The organism is Nitrosomonas ureae (assembly GCF_001455205.1).
Taxonomy (GTDB): domain Bacteria; phylum Pseudomonadota; class Gammaproteobacteria; order Burkholderiales; family Nitrosomonadaceae; genus Nitrosomonas; species Nitrosomonas ureae.
Genome location: NZ_CP013341.1, coordinates 622,552 through 644,013 on the forward strand (window position 1 = coordinate 622,552; position 21,462 = coordinate 644,013).

25 protein-coding genes are annotated in these 21,462 nt (G+C 46.8%); 13 read left to right on the forward strand and 12 right to left on the reverse strand.

Translation table 11 applies throughout. The features are described 5' to 3' along the window. Positions 1–15: 15 nt before the first annotated feature. On the forward strand, positions 16–1,380 hold the full coding sequence (locus ATY38_RS02970) for an HD-GYP domain-containing protein (protein WP_062557981.1): 1,365 nt from the start codon (positions 16–18) through the stop codon (positions 1,378–1,380). Positions 1,381–1,445: 65 nt separating this feature from the next. Here the strand turns inward: ATY38_RS02970 and ATY38_RS02975 are convergent, their stop codons facing one another. From ATY38_RS02975 to rpsF, 6 genes are all read right to left on the reverse strand, one after another. After that, on the reverse strand, positions 1,446–2,666 hold the full coding sequence (locus tag ATY38_RS02975) for a hypothetical protein (protein WP_062557982.1): 1,221 nt from the start codon (positions 2,664–2,666) through the stop codon (positions 1,446–1,448). Positions 2,667–2,790: 124 nt separating this feature from the next. Then, entirely contained in the window at positions 2,791–4,179 is a 1,389-nt protein-coding gene (gene dnaB / locus ATY38_RS02980) for a replicative DNA helicase (RefSeq protein ID WP_062557983.1), read from the reverse strand. 108 nt (positions 4,180–4,287) lie between these two features. Beyond that, a complete protein-coding gene (gene rplI, locus ATY38_RS02985; RefSeq protein ID WP_062557984.1) occupies positions 4,288–4,743 on the reverse strand; it encodes a 50S ribosomal protein L9 in 456 nt (151 codons plus the stop codon). Between the two features lie 11 nt (positions 4,744–4,754). Beyond that, complete coding sequence (rpsR, locus tag ATY38_RS02990; protein ID WP_062557985.1) at positions 4,755–5,039, reverse strand: 30S ribosomal protein S18; 285 nt, start codon at positions 5,037–5,039, stop codon at positions 4,755–4,757. Between the two features lie 18 nt (positions 5,040–5,057). Further along, positions 5,058–5,354: a primosomal replication protein N gene (priB, locus tag ATY38_RS02995; RefSeq protein WP_013646586.1), complete on the reverse strand. Its 297-nt coding sequence runs from the start codon at positions 5,352–5,354 to the stop codon at positions 5,058–5,060. Between the two features lie 11 nt (positions 5,355–5,365). Next, positions 5,366–5,785 carry a 30S ribosomal protein S6 gene (gene rpsF / locus ATY38_RS03000; RefSeq protein WP_062557986.1) on the reverse strand — a complete coding sequence of 140 codons (420 nt, stop codon included), beginning with the start codon at positions 5,783–5,785 and terminating at the stop codon, positions 5,366–5,368. Positions 5,786–6,026: 241 nt separating this feature from the next. On the opposite strand from rpsF, the gene ATY38_RS03005 reads away from it, so the two are divergent. The 3 genes from ATY38_RS03005 to trpC are packed head-to-tail and all read left to right on the forward strand — an operon-like array spanning position 6,027 to position 8,506. Continuing rightward, on the forward strand, positions 6,027–6,590 hold the full coding sequence (locus tag ATY38_RS03005) for an anthranilate synthase component II (protein WP_062557987.1): 564 nt from the start codon (positions 6,027–6,029) through the stop codon (positions 6,588–6,590). Positions 6,591–6,617: 27 nt separating this feature from the next. Further along, the gene (gene trpD, locus ATY38_RS03010; RefSeq protein ID WP_062557988.1) at positions 6,618–7,643 is read left to right on the forward strand and encodes an anthranilate phosphoribosyltransferase; all 1,026 of its coding nucleotides are present in this window, start codon (positions 6,618–6,620) and stop codon (positions 7,641–7,643) included. 5 nt (positions 7,644–7,648) lie between these two features. Continuing rightward, positions 7,649–8,506 (forward strand): indole-3-glycerol phosphate synthase TrpC, encoded by an 858-nt coding sequence (gene trpC, locus ATY38_RS03015; RefSeq protein ID WP_062557989.1) that lies wholly within the window; start codon positions 7,649–7,651, stop codon positions 8,504–8,506. Positions 8,507–8,521: 15 nt separating this feature from the next. On the opposite strand, the gene ATY38_RS03020 is transcribed toward trpC, so the two are convergent. Beyond that, complete coding sequence (locus ATY38_RS03020) at positions 8,522–9,367, reverse strand: HDOD domain-containing protein (RefSeq protein WP_062557990.1); 846 nt, start codon at positions 9,365–9,367, stop codon at positions 8,522–8,524. Between the two features lie 365 nt (positions 9,368–9,732). Here ATY38_RS03020 and ATY38_RS03025 point away from each other — a divergent pair, with 365 nt between their 5' ends. Continuing rightward, a complete protein-coding gene (locus ATY38_RS03025; protein WP_062557991.1) occupies positions 9,733–11,304 on the forward strand; it encodes a glyoxal oxidase in 1,572 nt (523 codons plus the stop codon). Between the two features lie 43 nt (positions 11,305–11,347). On the opposite strand, the gene ATY38_RS03030 is transcribed toward ATY38_RS03025, so the two are convergent. Then, a complete protein-coding gene (locus ATY38_RS03030) occupies positions 11,348–13,015 on the reverse strand; it encodes a serine/threonine protein kinase (protein ID WP_062557992.1) in 1,668 nt (555 codons plus the stop codon). A gap of 387 nt (positions 13,016–13,402) precedes the next feature. On the opposite strand from ATY38_RS03030, the gene ATY38_RS03035 reads away from it, so the two are divergent. From ATY38_RS03035 to ATY38_RS03060, 7 genes are all read left to right on the forward strand, one after another. Then, positions 13,403–13,894, forward strand: coding sequence for a low molecular weight protein-tyrosine-phosphatase (locus ATY38_RS03035; RefSeq protein ID WP_013646578.1), 492 nt, complete (start codon positions 13,403–13,405; stop codon positions 13,892–13,894). A 15-nt stretch (positions 13,895–13,909) separates the two neighbouring features. After that, complete coding sequence (locus ATY38_RS03040; RefSeq protein WP_062557993.1) at positions 13,910–15,016, forward strand: S-(hydroxymethyl)glutathione dehydrogenase/class III alcohol dehydrogenase; 1,107 nt, start codon at positions 13,910–13,912, stop codon at positions 15,014–15,016. A gap of 2 nt (positions 15,017–15,018) precedes the next feature. Then, positions 15,019–15,861, forward strand: a complete 843-nt coding sequence (fghA, locus tag ATY38_RS03045; RefSeq protein ID WP_062557994.1) for an S-formylglutathione hydrolase — start codon at positions 15,019–15,021, stop codon at positions 15,859–15,861. Between the two features lie 106 nt (positions 15,862–15,967). Then, positions 15,968–16,240, forward strand: coding sequence for a type II toxin-antitoxin system Phd/YefM family antitoxin (locus tag ATY38_RS03050; protein ID WP_062557995.1), 273 nt, complete (start codon positions 15,968–15,970; stop codon positions 16,238–16,240). Then, complete coding sequence (locus ATY38_RS03055) at positions 16,209–16,490, forward strand: Txe/YoeB family addiction module toxin (protein WP_062557996.1); 282 nt, start codon at positions 16,209–16,211, stop codon at positions 16,488–16,490. The genes ATY38_RS03050 and ATY38_RS03055 overlap by 32 nt, the downstream gene beginning before the upstream one ends. Before the next feature lie 24 nt (positions 16,491–16,514). Beyond that, entirely contained in the window at positions 16,515–16,655 is a 141-nt protein-coding gene (locus tag ATY38_RS16020) for a hypothetical protein (protein WP_158441755.1), read from the forward strand. A 342-nt stretch (positions 16,656–16,997) separates the two neighbouring features. Further along, entirely contained in the window at positions 16,998–17,630 is a 633-nt protein-coding gene (locus ATY38_RS03060; RefSeq protein WP_143023458.1) for a hypothetical protein, read from the forward strand. A gap of 91 nt (positions 17,631–17,721) precedes the next feature. Here the strand turns inward: ATY38_RS03060 and rdgB are convergent, their stop codons facing one another. From rdgB to ATY38_RS03080, 4 genes are all read right to left on the reverse strand, one after another. Continuing rightward, positions 17,722–18,324: an RdgB/HAM1 family non-canonical purine NTP pyrophosphatase gene (gene rdgB / locus ATY38_RS03065; RefSeq protein WP_062557998.1), complete on the reverse strand. Its 603-nt coding sequence runs from the start codon at positions 18,322–18,324 to the stop codon at positions 17,722–17,724. Positions 18,325–18,334: 10 nt separating this feature from the next. Further along, positions 18,335–19,057 carry a ribonuclease PH gene (gene rph / locus ATY38_RS03070; protein ID WP_143023457.1) on the reverse strand — a complete coding sequence of 241 codons (723 nt, stop codon included), beginning with the start codon at positions 19,055–19,057 and terminating at the stop codon, positions 18,335–18,337. 28 nt (positions 19,058–19,085) lie between these two features. Beyond that, positions 19,086–19,892, reverse strand: coding sequence for a type I methionyl aminopeptidase (map, locus tag ATY38_RS03075; protein WP_062557999.1), 807 nt, complete (start codon positions 19,890–19,892; stop codon positions 19,086–19,088). Positions 19,893–20,000: 108 nt separating this feature from the next. Next, positions 20,001–20,546: an SPOR domain-containing protein gene (locus ATY38_RS03080; RefSeq protein ID WP_235590377.1), complete on the reverse strand. Its 546-nt coding sequence runs from the start codon at positions 20,544–20,546 to the stop codon at positions 20,001–20,003. A 190-nt stretch (positions 20,547–20,736) separates the two neighbouring features. Between ATY38_RS03080 and ATY38_RS03085 the strand changes: the two genes are divergently transcribed. Further along, complete coding sequence (locus tag ATY38_RS03085) at positions 20,737–21,402, forward strand: c-type cytochrome (RefSeq protein WP_062558001.1); 666 nt, start codon at positions 20,737–20,739, stop codon at positions 21,400–21,402. Positions 21,403–21,462 lie beyond the last annotated feature (60 nt).

The window sequence follows — 21,462 nt, forward strand, 5'->3', positions numbered from 1 at the left end:
TGAGGAAATCAAACTATGACTGAATCAAAATCCGGTATTTCGAGCCTGATTGACGTCAAAGCTGATTCACAGGAAGCGCTTGCCATCAGTCAATTCGTTCAGCGCAAAATCCTGTTACGTTTGTTTCTGGGATGGTTGTTTCTCAGTTTCACCATCGGTGGCATCGTTCTATGGCTTGAAATTTCGCGCTTTCAGCAATTCGTGCATACGCTCGCGCTGGAGGAATCTGCCGTACTCAGCGGTGAATCCTCTTATGATCTGGAACAACTGGACAGCCCAACTTATCAACATTTAACCGATTTGGCACAGCAATTGGTTAAACGCAATTTCCTCGTGGTTGAGCTCTATGATATTAACAAGCAACTCAAGATCGAAGCATTCCGTCCAGGACAGAAAACCACCGAGCAATGGATCAACAGTCATCGCCACCGATTCCCCAAACGCGGTGACTTTTTCCAGGAATTTCATTTAATTCAAGATAAACTGCTGCTGGTCATATTGGTTCCGATCAAAGGGCCGCAGCATGCAGTGATGGGTTATTTCGAAGGCATTTACCAGGTCGATCAGAAGACTCGGAATTCGATCAAGGATGAACTGTTTCACACACTGTTACTGATTACCATCAGCATCACTTTCACCACCCTGCTGATGTATCCGATTTTGCTAATGCTCAATCGGGAACTCACCAAGCTTTCCACCGATCTTTTAACCGGAAATCTGGAGTTGATGAATGTGATGGGTTGCGCCATTGCGGAACGCGACTCCGATACCAATAGCCATAATTACCGCGTTACCTTTTATGCACTCCGGCTGGGAGAAACAATCGGATTGCGTCATGAAAATATCCTTAACCTGATCACCGGTGCTTTCTTGCATGATGTCGGAAAGATTGGAATCCGCGATCCCATTTTGCTGAAACCGGGAAAGCTGACCCCGCAGGAATTTGAGATCATGAAAACGCATGTCACACTGGGTGTAGATATATTAAAGCAATCCAGCTGGCTCCGCGGAGCTTGCGATGTGGCTCATTTTCATCATGAGAAATATGATGGCAGCGGTTATCCGGAGGGACTCAAAGGCGAAGAAATCCCCTTGAATGCGCGGATATTCGCCATTGCCGATGTATTCGATGCACTCACCTCCAAACGTCCATATAAGGAATCGTGGACGGTGCATGACGCCATCGCAGAACTTGAACGCGATAGTGGCAGTCATTTTGATCCGCGGTTATTACGTATTTTCGTGTCAATCGCGCCAGCGCTCTATCAGCAGGTGACTAATATTAAGGAAAACCAGATGATTGCCCTGGTAAAACGCTGCATTTCACGTTATTTCCTGGCAACCGCAACGGGTACCCAATCTCCCAACCACAAGCCTTGAATAACAATGCATTAGACTTGACGGAAATCAGTAAAAATTTCTGTGGGTCACAATGGATTGCCAAATCATTTGGCAATCGTAATGCTCGGCACACCGATGCGCGGCAAATCGGTGACGGTCATTTGAAATAGCAGGAACAGTAACTGAAATGCATTCCGATTCCAACGCGCATGGGGTCCTATCGTATTGACCGCATAGTACCGGTCATTCCAGCGGATCGAAAGATCGGCGTCGGCAGAAGGCAACTTGGAAACCACAAATTCCAAGGTTTGATCTGGATTCTCGTTGTTGAGGATAGGCGGCGTTCTGGCATCTTTCTCGACATGATATCCCTTCTCATTACCCAGTGCTTCGCCCAGAGAACCAAGAATCGAGTGAAAGCTTCGCAACCGGAACATACCGCTCATCGGCCACTCACCGCCATAATGACCGGCGCGAATATCAAACGCAATATCGCTGACATCCCAATCTCTAGCGCGCTCATTCAGTGCTTCGCGCTCTTCCTCGGGTAGCAAATCGGGATCATAGTTAGTAATCAGAATGGGGCCGGGGGTATGTTTACGTAAAACAAAGCTATCGTCTTCAGCGTCATAGTGCACGATAAATTCTTTTTGCAACGATTGAAAGCTATCAGGCGCAATCGAACTGGACGGAATCTTCCAGGTATGTTTCAACAACAACGGCTCTGCATACAACTGATTATGATCCTGGATCGCGGAGAAATGCAGCACCACGCGGCGGAACATTTCATAACCCGCTTTATCCGAGGGGATGTTACGATGAACACTATGCCGCTCGGAGTGCGCCATACGTACTTCCTGCGCCATCATGCGCAACAGCATGTCGACATCATAATGCTGCCGCAGCAACAGCGTTAGCTTGCTTTGCGGAAACGGCGTCAGCAAGCGCTGCGTGAACTCTTCCCCTTCGATCGGAACAATGCTGATTGTTGGGCTCTCAGCCAGGCTACCGCCGAAAATCGGCATCAGCGTTGCACCGGCGAGCCCTCCAGGCGATGGTATAGCCCCGGCATTGGCAACAAAAGTAAAAGTAGCGGCGATATTGGATACGCCGGTAAAATGTACCGGCTGACGGTAATGCGCGCGTACGATATTTACCAATAGCTGCTGTGATATGGAATCGGTAACCGCTTCATCATACGCAATCACAGCGCGATTCAACGCTATCGGCGATATACAGCCGGTCAGGGTGAGCAAAACGAACAGGCACAGCAAGCGCTGCAAGAATAACCACTGATAACTTGATTGCCGCCTTTTATACTTCACCGCTCATCCTCTATCCCGCAATGGGTTCTCCGATACAAAGTCGCGCAAACCCATATCTGTGCTACGCGCTGAAAGCTAAGCGCTGGATAAACTACAAGAAATCAGTCGCTGCGACAAAATTCCACTAATAATATTCCGGCCTGGCATGGCTCTCAAAGCGTGTATATTCGCCCAGGAATGTTAGATCGACTTTTCCGATCGGGCCGTTGCGCTGCTTGCCGATAATGATTTCGGCAATGCCTTTGTCTGGCGAATCGGGGTTATAGACTTCATCGCGGTAGATAAACAGAATCACATCGGCGTCTTGTTCAATCGCGCCGGATTCGCGCAAATCCGACATCACCGGGCGTTTGTTGGGCCGTTGCTCCAAACTGCGATTAAGTTGCGATAATGCAATCACCGGCACTTTCAGTTCTTTCGCCAGCCCTTTCAACGCACGCGATATTTCCGAAATTTCAGTGGCGCGATTCTCTCCGTGACTACTGGAAGACATCAGTTGCAAATAATCAACCACAATCAAACCCAGCTCACCGTACTGACGGTACAGCCGCCTGGAGCGTGCTCTGAGTTCGAGCGCATTCAACGCCGCCGTTTCATCAATAAAAATGGGGGCTTCATTAAGCTTGCCCAAGGCATGCGTCAGCTTGGGCCAATCTTCATCATCCAAACGACCGGTACGCACTTTATGCTGATCCAGCTTTCCCACCGATCCCAGCATCCGCATGGCCAGCTGCGCACCGCCCATTTCCATACTGAATACTGCAACCGGTTTGTTTAACTCCAATGCCACATGCTCTGCAATATTCAAGGAGAATGCGGTTTTACCCATGGACGGCCGGCCCGCAACAATAATCAGATCGCCCGGCTGGAATCCGGATGTCTTCTGATCAAGATCGTGAAAACCTGATGCAATTCCGGTTACATTGCTCGGATTATCCTGGCTATATAACAACTCTATCCGCTCGACCACTTGCCGCAACAGGGGCTGAATTCCCATGAAGCCTTCCTTACCGCGCGCACCTTCTTCTGCAATCTCAAATACTTTCGCTTCCGCTTCATCCAATAAGTCTGCGGCAGAGCGTCCCACCGGGTTATAGGCAGAGTCCGTAATGTGCACGCCGACTTGGGCCAGATTGCGCATAATCGAGCGTTCACGAACAATTTCCGCATAGCGCTTGATATTTGCCGCCGAAGGTGTGTTCTGCACAATGGCACCAATATACGCAAGCCCGCCGATAGTCTGCAGCTCTGCGGATGTTTCCATCGATTCCGCTACGGTAATGACGTCAGCAGGCCTGTTCTGTTCTATCAGCTTACAGATATGGTGATAAATCAGTTGATGATCCTGTCGGTAAAAATCGGCATCGGTAATGATATCGGCGACTTTCTCCCACGCGTTATTGTCCAGCATGAGCCCACCCAGTACCGATTGTTCGCTCTCAATCGAATGGGGCGGTGTTTTATAGGGATCGAGTAGCTGATCCTGATGGAGACTGATCGGTGATTGCACCATAGATATCGAAAACTCGGTTGAAGATGTCTGATTCTACCACTTGCTGAATCACAAATGAAAAAGGACTACGAATAGTCCTTTTCCAAATGAGCCCATAGAACTGCTCTATCAGAACGCTGAATCGCCCAGTACCGAAACGGTAATACTTGCTTTTACATCACCATGCAGTGAAATGCTCAGGGGATAATCACCCACTTGCTTTAATTGACCATGCGGCATATGAATCATGGTACGTTCAACTGAGAAACCCAGGCCGGTAAGCGCCTCGGCAATATTCGCATTGGTAACGGAACCGAATAGTTTTCCATCACTGCCGGCTTTCTGAGTAATTTGCACCAGCAAACCATCCAGTTTTGCAGCAACAACCTGAGCAGCGGCAAGAATTTCTGTCTGTTTTTTCTCCAATTCTGCCCGCCTGGATTGGAATTCCGCAATAGCCTGCTCCGTTGCACGCTTTGCTTTACCTTGCGGAATCAGATAATTACGTGCAAACCCGCTTTTAACATTAACTACGTCACCTAGTTGACCCAAATTGCTAATTTTTTCCATCAAAATGATTTGCATATCATTGCTCCTTAGTGACGATCCGTGTAAGGCAATAACGCCAGAAAACGAGCCCTTTCTATCGCCGTACCTAACTGACGCTGATAAAAAGCAGTTGTACCGGTAATTCGCGCCGGAATCACCTTGCCGTTTTCACTAATGAAATCTTTCAAAATTTCAATATCCTTGTAATCCACCTGTTTAATGCCCTCCGCGGTAAAACGGCAAAACTTTTTACGCTTGAATAAAGGGCGATTGGCTTTTTTATCTTTTTCTTTCTCTTTACTGTCTTTACGTCTGGTAGTAAAACGTGCCATGTTTATTCCTATTTATAATTAAATGAGTTCAATTTGATCTGAGTGCAGCACTAATTGCTGATTCATATGGTTCTTTTTATTGAGAAACCCGGTGAGCCTAACTCTGCTGTTAATCTCAAATTCGGCCACGGTCAAAGCCTGCTCTCCCATCACAACCACAGGAACATCAAAGACTATTTGCCTCATAACACCCGCTTCCTTTTGCCGAGATCCGTGACTTACCGTAAACTCAATCACAGCCGTGCCGGCAGGGGTGTAGCGTAAAATGCCTAATTTGGCAATTTTCCCGCAAATAGTGGTCTGATTACATTCCAATGGCTAGAAAACTATGCAGTCGCAGCAGCACCGGACTCTACCGGAATCTCATCAGAATCCGTTTCATCCGCAATTCCCTCTGAATCCTGCAGGCTCGCGGAACCGGCTCTCTCCACTTGGCGCATCATGGGCGATGGTTCAGTGATAGGCCCCTTAGTTTTAATGGTTAAATGGCGTAAAATCGCATCACTGAATTTGAAAGCGTGATCCAGATCATCCAGAATTTCCTGATTACATTCAATATTCATCAATACATAATGCGCCTTATGAACTTTCTGAATCAGATAAGCAAGCTGACGACGCCCCCAATCTTCCACACGATGAACTTTGCCGTTTTTAGAAGTTACAATGCCACGATAGCGCTCGATCATTGCAGGCACTTGTTCACTCTGATCAGGATGAACAATAAAGACTATTTCGTAATGTCGCATAAATTCCTTTCGGGTTATAAGCCTCCCACCAATCACGATAGTGAGGCAAGGTTGGAAAACGTGCTATTCTACTGAATTAATAAGGCAATATCAAATGGCGCTCAAATAACCGCAATAATGTTATTCGCATACCGGTCGAACTGGTAAAATTTATCCGCCATAACTCAAGAATTTTGTCACTGGATTTGATTTTTTTCAAAAGCTTCAGAAATAACTATTACCAACAGCGCACATAATAATCATGTTGCTAATGATTGATAACTACGATTCTTTTACTTATAACCTGGTACAGTATTTTTCTGAATTAGGAGAAAAGGTTGTTGTATACCGAAATGATGAAATCACTCTGGATAAAATTTCACAGTTAAACCCCGAGCGAATTGTGATTTCTCCAGGCCCCTGCACTCCGAATGAAGCAGGCGTATCGCTGTCTGTCATTCACCAATTCAGCCAGAATATCCCCGTTCTAGGTGTTTGCCTGGGGCATCAAAGCATCGGACAAGCATTCGGCGGGCGGGTTATTCATGCGAAACAATTGATGCATGGCAAGACATCTCCGATTTATCATCATGACATCGGAGTCTTTCGCGGCTTACCGAACCCCTTTATTGCCACTCGCTATCACTCTCTTGTCGTTGAGCGCTCAACGCTGCCGGATTGCCTGGAAATTACGGCATGGACCGAAGATGATGAAATTATGGGTATCCGTCATAAAACCCTTGCCATTGAAGGCATTCAGTTTCATCCTGAATCCATTTTGAGTGAACATGGCCATCAAATGCTCGAGAATTTCCTTAATCGTTAAGCGATCAGATTGCATGGAGGCAATCTCATGAATCCACGGGAAGCACTGCACTGCATCATCGCGCATCAAGAAATATTGCACGATGATATGATCGCTCTAATGCGAAAAATCATGCAAGGTGAAATTTCACCCATGCTCATCGCTGCAATCGTCACCGGTCTTCGGGTAAAAAAAGAAACTATTGGAGAAATAGCTGCCGCAGCACAAGTCATGCGTGAATTTGCGACCAAGGTCGATATTTCCAATGACACTCATCTTGTAGACACTTGCGGCACGGGAGGGGATTCCTTACACACCTTTAATATTTCAACGGCATCGGCTTTCGTGGCCGCCGCCGCAGGCGCCCAGGTGGCCAAACATGGCGGCAGATCAGTTTCGAGCAAATCCGGCAGTGCTGATGTACTGGAAGCACTGGGTGTCAATCTCAACCAGACACCACAGCAGGTTGCCCAGAGCCTCAACGAAATCGGTGTCGGCTTTATGTTCGCTCCCAATTACCATGCCGCAATGAAACATGCCGCCCCGGTGCGACGTGAATTAGGCATCAAAACTTTATTCAATATCCTCGGGCCATTAACAAACCCCGCCAATGCCAAAAGGCAAGTATTGGGAGTCTTCAGTGAAGACCTCGTAAAAACCTTGGCTCATGTGCTGCAGCGACTGGGCAGCCAGCATGTACTGATCGTGCATGGCAAGGATGGATTGGATGAAATCACGATCACAGGTGAAACGATTATCGGCGAATTAAGAAATGGCCAAGTAACCATTTATAACATCAAACCGGAAGATTTCAGCCTTAAATCCACTGATATCGACGCCATTCAGGTTAGCAATAATGAAGAGGCAAAAACAATGTTGCTTTCAGTTCTTAGAAACAACCCGGGGCCCGCGCGGGATATCGTTGCAATGAACGCCGGCGCTGCGATATATGCTGCCGGGCTCACAGACACACTGGGATTGGGAATCAGAGCGGCGCAGAGAGCCATCGAAAGTGGCGGCGCATTGAAAAAACTTCATGATCTGGTGGAATTTACCAATAAAAATCCGAATTAAAAAACATGTCTGATATTCTAAGCAAAATACTCACTGTCAAAAAACAAGAAATAGCAGCCGCCAAGGCATTAAAACCTTATCCGATATTACTTCAAGAAGCGCAATCCGCAGCACCGCCACGAGATTTTATCGCTGCCGTTCAAAATAAAATTGCTGCAGGAAAATCAGCAGTCATCGCTGAAATTAAGCAAGCCAGCCCGAGCAAAGGTGTTTTACGCGGACACTCCTCGGGAAGCGCGCATTCCTTTGCGTTTGTTCCTGCCGAAATAGCTCATACCTATGCCCAGCATGGCGCAGCTTGCCTTTCGGTATTGACCGATCAACAATTTTTTATGGGCAGCCCCGAATATTTGCAAGCGGCAAGGAACGCCTGTTCGCTTCCAGTTTTACGCAAGGATTTCATTCTGGAAGAGTATCAGATTGCTGAAACACGTGCGATGAACGCAGATTGCATTTTATTGATCGTAAGCGCTTTCTTGCTGGAATGCAGCAATCCATCAGGAAATCTAAAAAATGAATCTCTGGAACGCATGTTAAGGCTTGAGCAACTGGCTCACTCGCTGGGAATGGCTGTTCTGGTAGAAGTCCATGATGCCGCTGAACTGAAAATGGCTTTGCAGCTATCGACACCATTAATCGGAATCAATAATCGCAACCTGCATACTTTTGCAACATCACTCGATACAACCTTGGAATTACTACCCTCGATCCCATCCGGGAAAATTGTTGTAACCGAAAGTGGAATTCATACGCCTACCGATGTTGCGCACATGCGCGCTCGCCAAGTTAACACATTCCTTGTCGGGGAAGCTTTCATGCGCGCGGAAGATCCGGGCATTGAATTGGCGCGTTTGTTTTCTTAATTGATAGTTTATATTTCAGGCAAGATGGGCACTTTCGTGCTGCTTGTTAGCACCGACGATCGTCATGACATCACACACTGGCAAGTGCAGGAGTTTGGAAATCTCTTCATAATCGTCAGGCAATGCAGCATCGTCCCATCCATTAGCGGAATGCCTGGCCAGATTCACCGCAAGTATGACGTTGCGAACTCGTCGTAATTTTGCATGCTCATCATCCATCAGTGTAATCAGTAGCTCAGGTAATTTCCATCTGACAGCAAGCTCATGTTGCAATTGATTTAAAGTGAATCCCAGAATTTTTTCCTGTACTGCTGCACTTCTTAATGCTTTATTTTGTTTTTGCAGTTGTTTGACTTTTAACATTTCAACGGGTGCAAAGCACCACATCAATATTTCTGCGATGTCGTGCAACAGGGCAGCCAGACGGATATCAGCAAAATGCAGATCATGCAAACGAATCGCCCAGTCATACGCATAAGATGCTGCCATATTGGAACGATGAGCCGTTTTTAATAAATGGATGAGCGCACTCATATTATTGCGTCCGAGAACTTCTTCAACCAATGGTGCAGGAGGAATCTTCTTAAACAAGGTTTCAAGTCCGAGCATCATTACAATCTGCTCGGCTTCCATCACATCGTGCTCTTGGCAGCGATGCTTATGATCTTGCATGTAACGCATAAGTTTTACTGTCATCAAAGGATCATTTTTCACCACACTCGCATAACTGCGTGCATTTAAGTTTTGTTCATCTTTTGTAAGAACCTCAAGATTCCGTGCAGTTTGTTTGAGAACAGGAATTTCTGCCCTTGTGAGGAAATTAACCCAATCTGATAATTTTCTTGAGACTGGTTGAGACATTCTGAGCTCCCGAATAAGATTGGCGTGAAATTTCTTACGACATTTCTTTATAAACCTTGAGGAAACAATAAGCTAGCTATTGAAAAGACAATCACGGGTTGCTGACATCTTTCTGAGAAAAAGAGAGGAAAATCAAACCAGCGATCCATCAGCAATAAGAAAAGAAAATACAGCAAAGTGTATAAATACCCATAAGAGCGAAATAAGGTACCCCAGACAGACTGTAAACAAACTCGGGTAATTTATTTATCCTTCATATTCTCCACTATTTCATTGTTATAAAATACAATTCCCTTTATTATCGCTCATATAAGCAAGCCATCCACTACCCGTATTTTCATACCTTCAATATCAGGAGAAACAGGATGTTTAAACGCTCTCTTTCTGCTCAAGGAATTTGGCATCTCAAGTATCTTTTACCCGCCATCCTGTTCTTATTTCTTTTTCTTTACGGAAGCAACTTTCATGCGGTGGCAGCCGGATCACAAGCTCACCTGAAAGGCAGATTCGGTCCTCTGCACGATTGGCCCGTTATACCTATCGCAATGATGCTGATGCCGGATGGACGAGTCATTGCTTATGGAACCGATACCGTGGGTACGCAGATTGGCAATCTGCTGTATGTTATCTGGGATCCATCGCTCGGCATCGGATCCAATGCATTTGAGACATTACCCAACACAACCCTTACCGACATTTACTGCGCTGGTCAGGCACATCTCCCGGATGGCCGCGGTCTTTTCTTTGGTGGCGACGCCTTCTTGAACACGAAGAGGCAATATGCTCACGCTAATGTGAATGTTTTTGACTCCTCCACCGATACATTAACGCACCATCCCAAAAACATGACGTTTAAGCGTTGGTACGCAACCGCTGTAACACTGCCCAATGGTGAACATGTCGTGATGGGTGGCCGTAACAGCAGGGATTTTCCCGGAACGCCCACCATACCCGCCACTGTAGCAACTTATTCTCCTACGCCGGAAGTGCGCACGACTGACGGGCAATGGCGGGTACTTAGCTCAGCGACCAGTAACGCCGCTTACGGCGCACTGGGCAGCACCGGGGTTGCCTGGTTCTATCCCAGAGCTTGGGTAAACCCGCAAGGCAAATTGTTCATTCTTGGCCACGATGGATCAATGTACAAGCTCGACACCTCAGGCACCGGTACGCTCTCGAAGTATAAATCAACCACACTGCCGGGCCTTAACAGTCTGCCGAGCATCATGTATGCCCCAGGCCGCATATTATCAGTTCGCGACAACCGCAAGGCGTCCGTTGTCAACATCAATGGTAGCGGAGAACCTGTCGTCACTTCGGGCGGTACGCTGGCAAAAAAACGTCAATATAGCAATGCAACCGTACTCGCCAATGGCTCTGTCTGGATCAATGGAGGGTCATCGACCGGTAACGACTTAGCAGGTGCAGCATTGGATTCCGAACTTTGGAATCCCAGTACAAAAATATGGAAAGCAACAGCAAGAGCGGCCACTCCCCGTCTGTATCACTCAACTTCCCTGCTTCTTCCCAATGGAAGCGTCATTACCGGAGGCGGAGGCACGCCAGGCCCTTTAACTCAGCTTAATGGCGAAATTTACTACCCGCCTTATTTATTTAAAAAAGATGGCAGCGGTCAATTCTCACCTCGACCGGTTATTGTGGACGCTCCTACAACCATGATGAGTTGGAATGAGCAATTTTCTATCGAAGCAAGCGAAAACATTTTCAGGATCACGCTAGTGCGTATTGGCGCTACGACACATGCATTCAATAATGAAACACGTTTTTTTAACCTGCCGACCCCACAAAAAGGTAACCGTATCGTAACAGTAAAAACACCTGCTTCAGCTAATGTAGCCCCTCCGGGTTTTTATATGCTTTTCGTGTGGAATCTTGACGGTACACCCTCAGTGGCTAAAATTATACAAATTGGCTGAACTGCTATTTGAAGTATCCGGTTCGTCCCCTTCCACAGAAGATTCACTGCGCATTTGCCTGCTCAGCTCGAATTTTCTGTAGCTTAGGATCGTCCGGTAAAATGGATTCCGCTCTTTGCAAATAAAGCTTAGCTGTATCAAGCTTGCCTTCAGCCTTTGATTTCTCAATAAACTGAATATAGCGATCCACCATCTTCTGCAGGCCTGCGAGCGCTTCTGCATTATTGGGTTCCATCGCCAGCACCATCTGGTAATATTTGTATGCATTGTCTCTTGCAGGTGTGGTGAAGCGTTCCGCTTTCATGGCCTTCTCAGCAGCAACCAAATGTTTTTTAATTAACCCGGCATTAATTGGTTTTACCGCAGAATCCTGCTCCGCAGATTGCGACAAAGATGCATCAACTGCTGCAGTACGTTCCGCTTCGACAACCGCCAACCCCTGTGGGGAAGGGTTACTTGTAACAGGCTGATTCTCAGTCCCATACGACATTGCTCGCACGGTTTCGGATATTTCATCCGGGTCTGATTCTTGATTTGATTCGATTGCAACCGAAGCATCGGATGAATCTTCTTTTATCGCTGAAGTATCAGCAACTTTCCCGGGGTTACGTTGAAATAAAGGCTCGGTGGTCACAGTACCACCGTCATCCAATGGTCCCGCAGAATTATCGTCGAACCATAATCCAACAGTCACTAGGGCAACGATTCCGATCATGATGCCCATCAACAGCATATTATTAGCAACCGGACGACTGCGGGTAACTGTCTCTACAGTAATTTGTTTTGCGGTTACAGTTTTGGTTTCACTGGCATGTTCGGATTTCAGCAACGCCAAAATCTCACCAGCCGATTGCGGTCTGTCCTTATATTCCAGCTGCAGCATCCACTGGACCGCTTGCAATAATTCAGCACTATAGACGATGTCCGGAGATCGGGAAAGATCACTCATTGGATCGGATTCCCCCTGGCTTAAGGCCGTTTTCCTGATCTGCGCCGCAACAGGCGGGCGATGCGTCATACCCGCATAAAGAACTGCGCCCAATGCATAAAAATCGGTTGCAGGTCCAGGTTCATTGCCGGGTTCATACTGCTCCGCAGGTGCATAACCAACGGCTAATTCCTCAGTGAGGCGCGAGGTACGTGCGGCGATCGCCAATCGTGCAGCAGCAAAATTGATCAGCAGCGGTTCACCGTCCTTACCGATAAGAATTGTCGCCGGCTGAATGCCGCCGTGCACGATTTTGTGTTCGTGTATTTGCTGCAACGCACTCAAGACCGATACCAGTATGAATTTCAATTCTGCTTCGGCTAAAGATGCTTGCGCCTCTAACAACTTAGCCAGCGGCATCCCCTCCTGGGCACCCATAATCAGATACGCCGTGCCATTCAATGAAAGAATATTTTCTGTCACCGCAATATTAGGATGTTCGATCTGGGTGAGAACCTCAGCCTGATCCAAAAATGCCTTTAATCCATAGTCATAATTTTCTTTATCAGCTTGGTATAGCAATTTGGGTTCGACGCCAATCCCATCCATTGCGCGTTGTGCGAAATCATGAGGAAAATATTCACGTATTTTCACTCGTTCCTTAAGATGATGATTCCATGCGCGATAAGTGATATCAAATGCACTCACTTTTGCAACGCCTTTAATTTCATAGACGCCGATTTGCGTGCCTTCGGAGAGAGTTTGATCGTGTATCTGTGTCATGATAGATAATATTCCTGTTGCTAATATCGATGAGGCGTCTGACTTTTATTAGAGGTACCTTAAAGCTGCAAGGTTAACAATGATAACCTGTTCTATTTGGCAATCAACAGCAATTCTCCACAATAAAAATAAAACAGTCAGTAATGGGATAGTGTAATGCAACTGGGTTAAAAAGTGGGCGCCATGACATTCCCGGAATAGAATCATTTTGACGTTTCCTTAAAGATGGCTTGCCAAGTTTAATGACGTATTAGTAAACTAACTTTGGGTTAATTGAATGAAAACCTGAAGGAAGCTTAAAAACAGCTGGGTGATTTGCCACTAGGTAATAAGGCATGGCGATTCATCAATTATTATTAATACTGCCAGCCTCGAGTCACAATAATCATGAACCAGAGTAAAAAAATAAAAGTACTATTTGTCTGCATGGGCAATATTTGCCGCTCTCCAACTGCTGACGCCGTGTTCCGGCATATCGTCAGTACCGCTGGGATGGATCACATGATAGAAGTGGATTCCGCGGGCACGCATGCTTATCACATCGGCAACCCGCCGGATCATCGCGCGCAGCATACGGCGTTACAGCGTGGATACAAAATGGACGAATTACGTGCTCGTGCGGTGCAATCGAGTGATTTTGAGGAATTTGACTACATTCTCGCCATGGACAACGAAAACCTCGCATTATTGCGGCAGCGCAGCCCTCAGCATCATCACGGCAAGATCCAATTATTCATGCAGTATGGCGAAAATGCCCCGGTGAATATCGAAGTACCGGATCCTTATTTCGGTGGACAGCAAGGGTTTGAGCAGGTGCTGGATATGGTCGAGGAAGCCAGTCGCGGTCTGCTGGCGCATTTGCGCAATCACAAAATATAACAAGGACAAATTTCAATGAAAACAAGCGCTGCAATAGCCTGGAAAGCCGGTCAGCCATTAACGATCGAACAGGTCGATCTGGCAGGCCCCAAATCCGGTGAAGTATTGGTAGAAATCAAAGCCACCGGCATTTGCCATACCGATTATTACACGTTATCCGGCGCCGATCCCGAAGGTCTGTTCCCGACCATCCTGGGTCATGAAGGCGCCGGGGTGGTGGTGGATATCGGCCCCAACGTCAAATCGTTGCGCAAGGGCGATCATGTTATTCCACTGTACACCCCGGAATGCCGCGAATGTAAATTTTGCCTGTCGAAGAAAACCAATCTATGCCAGGCCATCCGCAGCACCCAAGGCAAAGGTCTGATGCCGGACAGCACATCGCGTTTTTCAATCGATGGAAAACCGCTGTTCCACTACATGGGCACATCGACGTTCTCCAATTACACCGTGGTGCCGGAAATCGCTCTGGCAAAAATCCGCGAAGACGCCCCTTTTGACAAGGTGTGCTATATCGGCTGCGGCGTCACGACCGGACTCGGTGCGGTGATCTATACCGCCAAAGTCGAGGCCGGCGCGAACGTGGCAGTGTTCGGTCTGGGCGGCATCGGTTTGAATGTGATTCAGGGCGCGCGCATGGTCGGTGCCGACAAAATCATCGGCATCGATATCAATCCGGAACGCGAAGCGATGGCGCGCAAATTCGGCATGACGCATTTCATCAACCCGAACGACGCCCCCAATATCGTCGATGCCGTGGTACAACTGACCGACGGCGGCGCGGATTACAGTTTTGAGTGCATCGGCAACACCAAAATCATGCGCCAGGCACTGGAATGCACGCACAAAGGCTGGGGGCGCAGCATCATCATCGGCGTGGCCGAGGCCGGTGCGGAAATCAGCACGCGCCCCTTCCAACTCGTCACCGGCCGCAAATGGGAAGGCTCCGCATTCGGCGGCGCGCGCGGACGCACCGATGTACCCAAAATCGTGGATTGGTATATGGAAGGCAAAATCGATATCGATTCGCTGATCACCCACACCCTGCCGCTGGACAAGATCAATGACGGCTTTGACTTGATGAAAAGCGGTGAATCCATTCGCTCCGTGGTGATTTACTAATTATGACAACACTCGAAACCCGCAGCCTGCATCAATGTTTTGGCGGCGTCCAAGGCTTTTACCAGCACCCATCCGAGATCATCGGTTTACCGATGCGCTTTTCAGTGTACCAACCACCCCAGGCGCAATATCAGCGCGTGCCGGTGGTGTTTTTCCTGGCCGGACTCACCTGCACCGAAGAAACCTTCATGATCAAAGCCGGTGCGCAGCGTTATGCCGCCGAATACGGATTGATGTTGGTCACGATGGATACCAGTCCGCGCCAGACCGGCATTCCGGGCGAGACCGATGATTGGGATTTCGGTGCCGGTGCAGGATTTTATTTGGACGCAACACAATCGCCGTGGTCGCAATATTTCCGCATGGAAAGTTACATCACGCAAGAACTGCGTCAGATCATCATCGATCAATTTCCTGCTGATCCCAATCGCATCGGCATTTTCGGCCATTCGATGGGCGGCCACGGCGCGTTGACATTGGCGCTGCGTTATCCCGAGTTGTTTCGCTCGGTCTCCGCTTTTGCGCCGATTTGCGCGCCGATGCAATGCCCGTGGGGACAAAAAGCGTTTCGCCATTATTTGGGTGAAGATCAATCCAGCTGGCGCCAGTACGATGCCACCGCATTGATTGCGGACGGCCGCAGTATTTCCGATTTATTGATCGATCAAGGATTGAACGATCAGTTCCTGACGCAGCAACTGTATCCGGAAGCGTTGGAAAAATCGTGCCGTGAAGCGGATCAAAAGCTCACGCTGCGTTTTCACAGTGGGTATGATCACAGTTATTATTTCATCAGCACATTTATCGGCGAGCATTTGAAGTATCATCGAGAACAGCTTGGTTAGTTTACCGTTTCCCAAGATCGCATAACTCATTTGATCTTCGTGTAATGACTGTGCTACTGTTGCATTTCTTAATTAAGTGTACGGTCATACCGTACGAAAAATCAAAATGGATAACATCAGCGTCAATAAATTTCGCGATAACCTGAAAAACATTGTTGAGAAGGTTATCAGCGAACATCAGCCGGTAAAAATTACCCGTCGAAGCGGCGAGGATTTCGTGGTCATCAGCGCCGAAGATTGGACGCGTGATCAAGAAACACTTTTTGTGCTTCAAAACACCCATCTAATGCAACAAATTCTGGTTTCGACACAGACCCACACCACAAAATCGGGATATACCGCATCGGATGAAGAAACCCAAAAGATCCTTGGTGTTTGAAGGCAATACGTGGGAAGTTTACGAAACACTGAAAACACGTGATCCACGCCTGCATAAATCACTCTGCAACATTCTGAAAGAAATGCTTCGCGATGATCCATCAATGGGCACCGGTAAACCTGAAATGTTGCGACATAACTTAACAAGCTTCTGGTCGCGCAGGCTTAGCCAAAAAGACCGGGTGATCTACAAATTTGACGATAAGTATGTTTATATTTTCGCCATTGGCGGACATTACGAACAACTGTAAATAAATGACCGAGCGCGCATCATCGTGAATAAACATAAGACTACCACTCATATTGGCAACCAAGGCTATGCAGTATCGCTAGAAATTCGCAAGCTGTACGAAGTGCTCTCCGATGATGATGCGGAAAAACATGGGCAGATTCGCGTCATTGATGAATCGGGATAAGATTATCTGTATCCGATCACTACTTTTGCGATCTATCGACAGTATTCTTAATTAATTCGCGACCCGACGCTCCCGATTCGGATAATGGGTAAAAAGGAAATTTAACCTAATAACCTAATACCGACGCTTTAACCATTAGAAATGTGCACTCAAATTATTCATCACTATACGTCAATAAATACCCTGGAGCTGATCTTACTAAATCGGAAAATCAGGTTCAGTCGCTTAGATACACTTGATGATATAAATGAAAGTAAGGCTTACGGTTTTTACGATTTCTCGAGGTTTCTTTACGTTAGTTGCTGGACAGATTTATTAGAAGAAAACATACCGCAGTGGGAAATGTATGGCGACTCCATGAAAGGAGTCATGATCACCTTGCCAAAGTCATTCTTCAACTTTCAGCCGTTTGTTCCTCCACCAAACGTAGGGATGACTGTATATGATAATATTAAATTTCCTGTAAATTGGAACGAAATCTTTTCAGATGAATATTGGTTACAAATGATATTTTTGTACGAAAACTGGTTTAGCAGAAAGATTCAGTACGTCGATAACATACTTGAAATTTTCAATCGGAATATTGCTCTCACCCATGATGCAGAAGGGAGAGAAATACTCAGTATTAAAGGATTAAATACGTTCGCAAGCTTTAAACAGAAGGAATGGCAATTTCAGAGTGAATATAGATTTATCCTATGTGCATTTCCTCCGTTAGTATTTCCACCTGACGGATTCAATAATCCTGGCTTTGTTGAGAAGTACTCAGCTCACCATATAAACTGCATAAAATCAAAAAATTACCCTTCTATACAGTACATTGATATAAATATCTATGACGCTTTGAATCAAGCAAAATTCACATTAGGCCCCAGAGGCGATAAAAAAGACATGTCACGACTTATAGCGCTAGCAAAGAAATATGCTCCAAGCGCTACCGTATGCAAGAGTAAACTCAGTAACACCATTCGCTAAAATCGTTTCAACAAGGGCTCAGAACTAAGATTTTTTGTTTCTACGAAGTATCACTCTGCTAAGCTAAGGAAATTTTGTAAGTTATTAGTTTTCAAAATTTCCCAGCACGTAAAATTTCGACTAACTCCGCCAGCGCCCGGCCCCGGTGGCTGATTTTATTTTTTTGTTCCGCAGTCAATTCAGCGGAGGTTTTACCGAGTTCCGGTAGATAAAAATACGGATCGTAACCGAACCCGCCTTCGCCGCGCGGCTGATCGATGATTTCGCCGTGCCACGATCCGTCGACGATGATCGGTTGCGGATCGTCGGCATGGCGCAGCAGTACGATGACGCAATAGTAATAAGCGCGGCGATCGGTTTGTTGTTTCAGGGCTTCGATGAGTTTTTGATTGTTACGCGCATCCGATTTAGGTTCGCCAGCGTAGCGTGCGGAATTGACGCCGGGTGCGCCGTTCAGCGCTTGCACACAGATGCCTGAATCATCCGCCAATGCAGGCAAGCCGGAGCAACGGCTGGCGTGACGCGCTTTGGTCAATGCATTCTCGACAAAAGTGCCGTAAGGCTCATCGACTTCACTCACATCAAAATCAGATTGCGGCACCACGGTAATGGTCAGCGGCTCAAGCAATGCGCTAATTTCACGCAACTTGCCTTGATTGTTACTCGCGATTACCAGCTGCTTCAGTGGATCCATAGTCGCCAGATTATTTCGCCAGCAAAACTTTTCTCTGTATCGCAATCAATTCCTGAATACCTTGTTGCGCCAAATCAAGCATCGTGTCCAGTTCTTTGCGGTTGAAAGCGTTGCCTTCCGCCGTGCCCTGCACTTCGATGATGCCCAGATTTCCGGTCATCACCACATTCATATCCGTATCGCATGAAGAATCTTCAATATAATCCAAATCCAGTACCGCAACGCCTTGATGAATGCCGACCGAGATCGCCGCCACATGATCCGTGATCGGCGAGGTTTCAATGAGTTGCTGATAAATTAATTTCTCGATCGCGTCGTGCAGCGCAACAAATGCACCGGTGATACTGGCCGTGCGCGTGCCGCCATCAGCCTGGATTACGTCACAATCAAGTTGAATGGTGCGTTCACCGAGTTTTTTAAGGTCGACCGCAGCGCGTAGCGCACGTCCGATCAGGCGCTGAATTTCCATCGTGCGTCCCGATTGCTTACCTTTTGCCGCTTCACGCTGCATACGGGTATTCGTCGAGCCGGGCAGCATGCCGTATTCGGCTGTCAGCCAGCCTTGGCCTTGCCCTCTGAGGAAAGGAGGAACTTGTTCGCTGATACTGGCGGTACAAATCACTTTGGTATCGCCGCATTCGATCAGCACCGACCCATCGGCGTGCTTGGTGTAATGACGAATAATGTTGACCGGGCGAATTTGTGCCGGTGTACGTTGATGGCTTCGTATCATAATTGAATTTTATCTTGAGAATGAGAACCTAGTTGGAAAAACGATAAGCAGGTTTACCCGGAGTGCCTGCTGATACGGTCAGAACTTCATAACCGTCTGCGGTAACCAGAATGGTATGTTCCCATTGCGCTGACAAGCTGCCATCTTTGGTGGTTACGGTCCAACCGTCCGGCAGATGGCGAATGGCGGCTTTACCCGCATTAATCATCGGTTCTACGGTAAAGATCATCCCCGGTTGCAATTCCAGCCCGGTTCCGGCCCGACCATAATGCAGTACTTGAGGATTTTCATGAAATTTTGCGCCTATGCCATGACCGCAGAATTCCCTAACCACACTATACCCCACCCCTTCGGCCAATTTCTGAATGGCGTGCCCGATATCCCCTAGATGTTTGCCTGGCTTGATTTCATCGATGCCCCGCCACATCGCTTCAAACGTAACCTCACATAAACGTTTCGCCTGGATAGAAGGTTCCCCCACGTAAAACATCCGACTGGTATCTCCATGATATCCCTCACAAATCACGGTAATATCGATATTAATAATATCTCCGTTTTTTAATTTCTTTTGACCCGGAACACCATGGCAAATCTGATTATTCACCGAAGTACAAATGGATTTGGGGTAAGGAGTATGCCCTGCAGGGGCATAATTCAAGGGCGCGGGAATCGTTTTTTGCACATCGACCATATAGTGATGACACAATGAATCCAGCTCCTCAGTAGTGATGCCTGCCGCAACATAAGGCTTTATGTAGTCAAGCACTTCGGCTGCCAGCCGCCCTGCAATGCGCATTTTTTCTATTTCTTGCGCTGTTTTTATCAGTACCGTCATTATTAGTTTATTTGATGATTGAGTGAGAAGCTTTGAAAGTTCATTAATTTTTAATAAATTGCAACAAATTTGATAATCCAACGTTCCTATGCAGGTATATTATAAACATTATAAGCGCTCACACTTGCCTTGAACCAATTGCGTGTCATCAAATTGCTCCACCAATTTTTGCATCTGCTCCTTAATCATTCGCGTCGGATTATGGATAACTATATTTTTTAGCAAAACACTGCGGTCTTCTATTCCGGCATTGGCGATACCCTTTTTCTCCGTCTCCCTTAGTTGTTTCAGCGCATCATTCTGATCATAAAACATACCCAGAGAAATTGCATTCTTCCATTGCGTTTCATCTTTGACGCGAAAACTGACAATGCCCAGATTTCTTAATTTATTGATTTCACGATTGGCAGCTTCTTTATTCGGAAAAGGTGGAATATGCAACCAGAACATAATGGTATCACCCGATTCCTCCAGGCTATACAGCAGTTCAGGAAATAATTCCGATAAAACTGTCTGAGCATATTGGATTTGTTCTTCATAAAACTTACCCCAGATCAAACAACTTTCATGCGTCGAAACCAATACTATTTTTTCAGGATTCTGTTGAGTCGGCAGAAGTTCATTTTTCTCTTCCGATAAGAGCTGATTGCCCATTACATAGGCTATATTAACTAACAGTAAAATAATAAAGATTATTTTCATTGAAAAATAAAATATTATAATTAACAAAGATCAGCTTAATTTTGTTGTTAACGTTGTTATGCCTTGTTAAAATACGCCGTTATTTCTCGAACATGTCTAGCAATTTTTTAAAGCCTTTTAAAAACAAAACGGAATAAGAAATATGAAAATGATTAAGATGATGGTAATGCTCGCAGCATTTGCAATGGCTGCACCGATTTCGGCTGAAGCCCCCGAAGATGATGCTGCATCTGCTGATACCACCCCCGCTGCACCTGCCACAGTTGAGGAAATTGCATCGGGCGTGTGTGCGGGCTGCCACAATGCGGATGGCAACAGCGTTATTCCGATGAACCCTATCCTGGCGGGTCAGCATGCCGAGTATATCACTAAGCAGCTCATGGATTTTAAAGCAACTGGCAATGAACCGCCTAAACGCAATAGTCCTGTCATGTCCGCCATGGTAGCTACGCTATCCCAGGAAGATATGAAAGCGCTTGGCGCGTATTATGCCAAACAAAAAGCCACTCCGAGCTCAATAGCAGCCGATGAGAAATTAGTTGAGGCAGGCAAAGTTCTTTATCACGGCGGAAACCTCGGTGACGAAATTCCTGCCTGCGCTAGCTGTCATGGTCCCACGGGTGCCGGTATCCCGCCTCATTACCCTGCAATAGCCGGACAGCATGCAGAATATACGATGATGCAGCTGGAGCTGTTTAACAAAGCCGAGCGAGGCGGTGATGACAATAATGTCATGCAGAAAGTACTTACCCGCATGAATCCTCTGGAAAAACGCGCCGTTTCGGCTTACATTTCCACTATGCGCTGAGTAGTGCTCCAATTAAGAAATAAAAAAGGTGGCACTTGCCACCTTTTTTATTTTCACTTC

Coding starts and splice junctions, on each gene's coding strand:
- ATY38_RS02970 (WP_062557981.1), top strand. CDS start 16: ATGACTGAATCAAAATCCGGTATTTCGAGCCTGATTGACGTCAAAGCT.
- dnaB (WP_062557983.1), bottom strand. CDS start 4,179: ATGGTGCAATCACCGATCAGTCTCCATCAGGATCAGCTACTCGATCCC.
- rplI (WP_062557984.1), bottom strand. CDS start 4,743: ATGCAAATCATTTTGATGGAAAAAATTAGCAATTTGGGTCAACTAGGT.
- rpsR (WP_062557985.1), bottom strand. CDS start 5,039: ATGGCACGTTTTACTACCAGACGTAAAGACAGTAAAGAGAAAGAAAAA.
- rpsF (WP_062557986.1), bottom strand. CDS start 5,785: ATGCGACATTACGAAATAGTCTTTATTGTTCATCCTGATCAGAGTGAA.
- ATY38_RS03005 (WP_062557987.1), top strand. CDS start 6,027: ATGTTGCTAATGATTGATAACTACGATTCTTTTACTTATAACCTGGTA.
- trpD (WP_062557988.1), top strand. CDS start 6,618: ATGAATCCACGGGAAGCACTGCACTGCATCATCGCGCATCAAGAAATA.
- trpC (WP_062557989.1), top strand. CDS start 7,649: ATGTCTGATATTCTAAGCAAAATACTCACTGTCAAAAAACAAGAAATA.
- ATY38_RS03020 (WP_062557990.1), bottom strand. CDS start 9,367: ATGTCTCAACCAGTCTCAAGAAAATTATCAGATTGGGTTAATTTCCTC.
- ATY38_RS03025 (WP_062557991.1), top strand. CDS start 9,733: ATGTTTAAACGCTCTCTTTCTGCTCAAGGAATTTGGCATCTCAAGTAT.
- ATY38_RS03030 (WP_062557992.1), bottom strand. CDS start 13,015: ATGACACAGATACACGATCAAACTCTCTCCGAAGGCACGCAAATCGGC.
- ATY38_RS03035 (WP_013646578.1), top strand. CDS start 13,403: ATGAACCAGAGTAAAAAAATAAAAGTACTATTTGTCTGCATGGGCAAT.
- ATY38_RS03040 (WP_062557993.1), top strand. CDS start 13,910: ATGAAAACAAGCGCTGCAATAGCCTGGAAAGCCGGTCAGCCATTAACG.
- fghA (WP_062557994.1), top strand. CDS start 15,019: ATGACAACACTCGAAACCCGCAGCCTGCATCAATGTTTTGGCGGCGTC.
- ATY38_RS03050 (WP_062557995.1), top strand. CDS start 15,968: ATGGATAACATCAGCGTCAATAAATTTCGCGATAACCTGAAAAACATT.
- ATY38_RS03055 (WP_062557996.1), top strand. CDS start 16,209: ATGAAGAAACCCAAAAGATCCTTGGTGTTTGAAGGCAATACGTGGGAA.
- ATY38_RS03060 (WP_143023458.1), top strand. CDS start 16,998: ATGTATGGCGACTCCATGAAAGGAGTCATGATCACCTTGCCAAAGTCA.
- rdgB (WP_062557998.1), bottom strand. CDS start 18,324: ATGGATCCACTGAAGCAGCTGGTAATCGCGAGTAACAATCAAGGCAAG.
- rph (WP_143023457.1), bottom strand. CDS start 19,057: ATGATACGAAGCCATCAACGTACACCGGCACAAATTCGCCCGGTCAAC.
- map (WP_062557999.1), bottom strand. CDS start 19,892: ATGACGGTACTGATAAAAACAGCGCAAGAAATAGAAAAAATGCGCATT.
- ATY38_RS03080 (WP_235590377.1), bottom strand. CDS start 20,546: ATGGGCAATCAGCTCTTATCGGAAGAGAAAAATGAACTTCTGCCGACT.
- ATY38_RS03085 (WP_062558001.1), top strand. CDS start 20,737: ATGAAAATGATTAAGATGATGGTAATGCTCGCAGCATTTGCAATGGCT.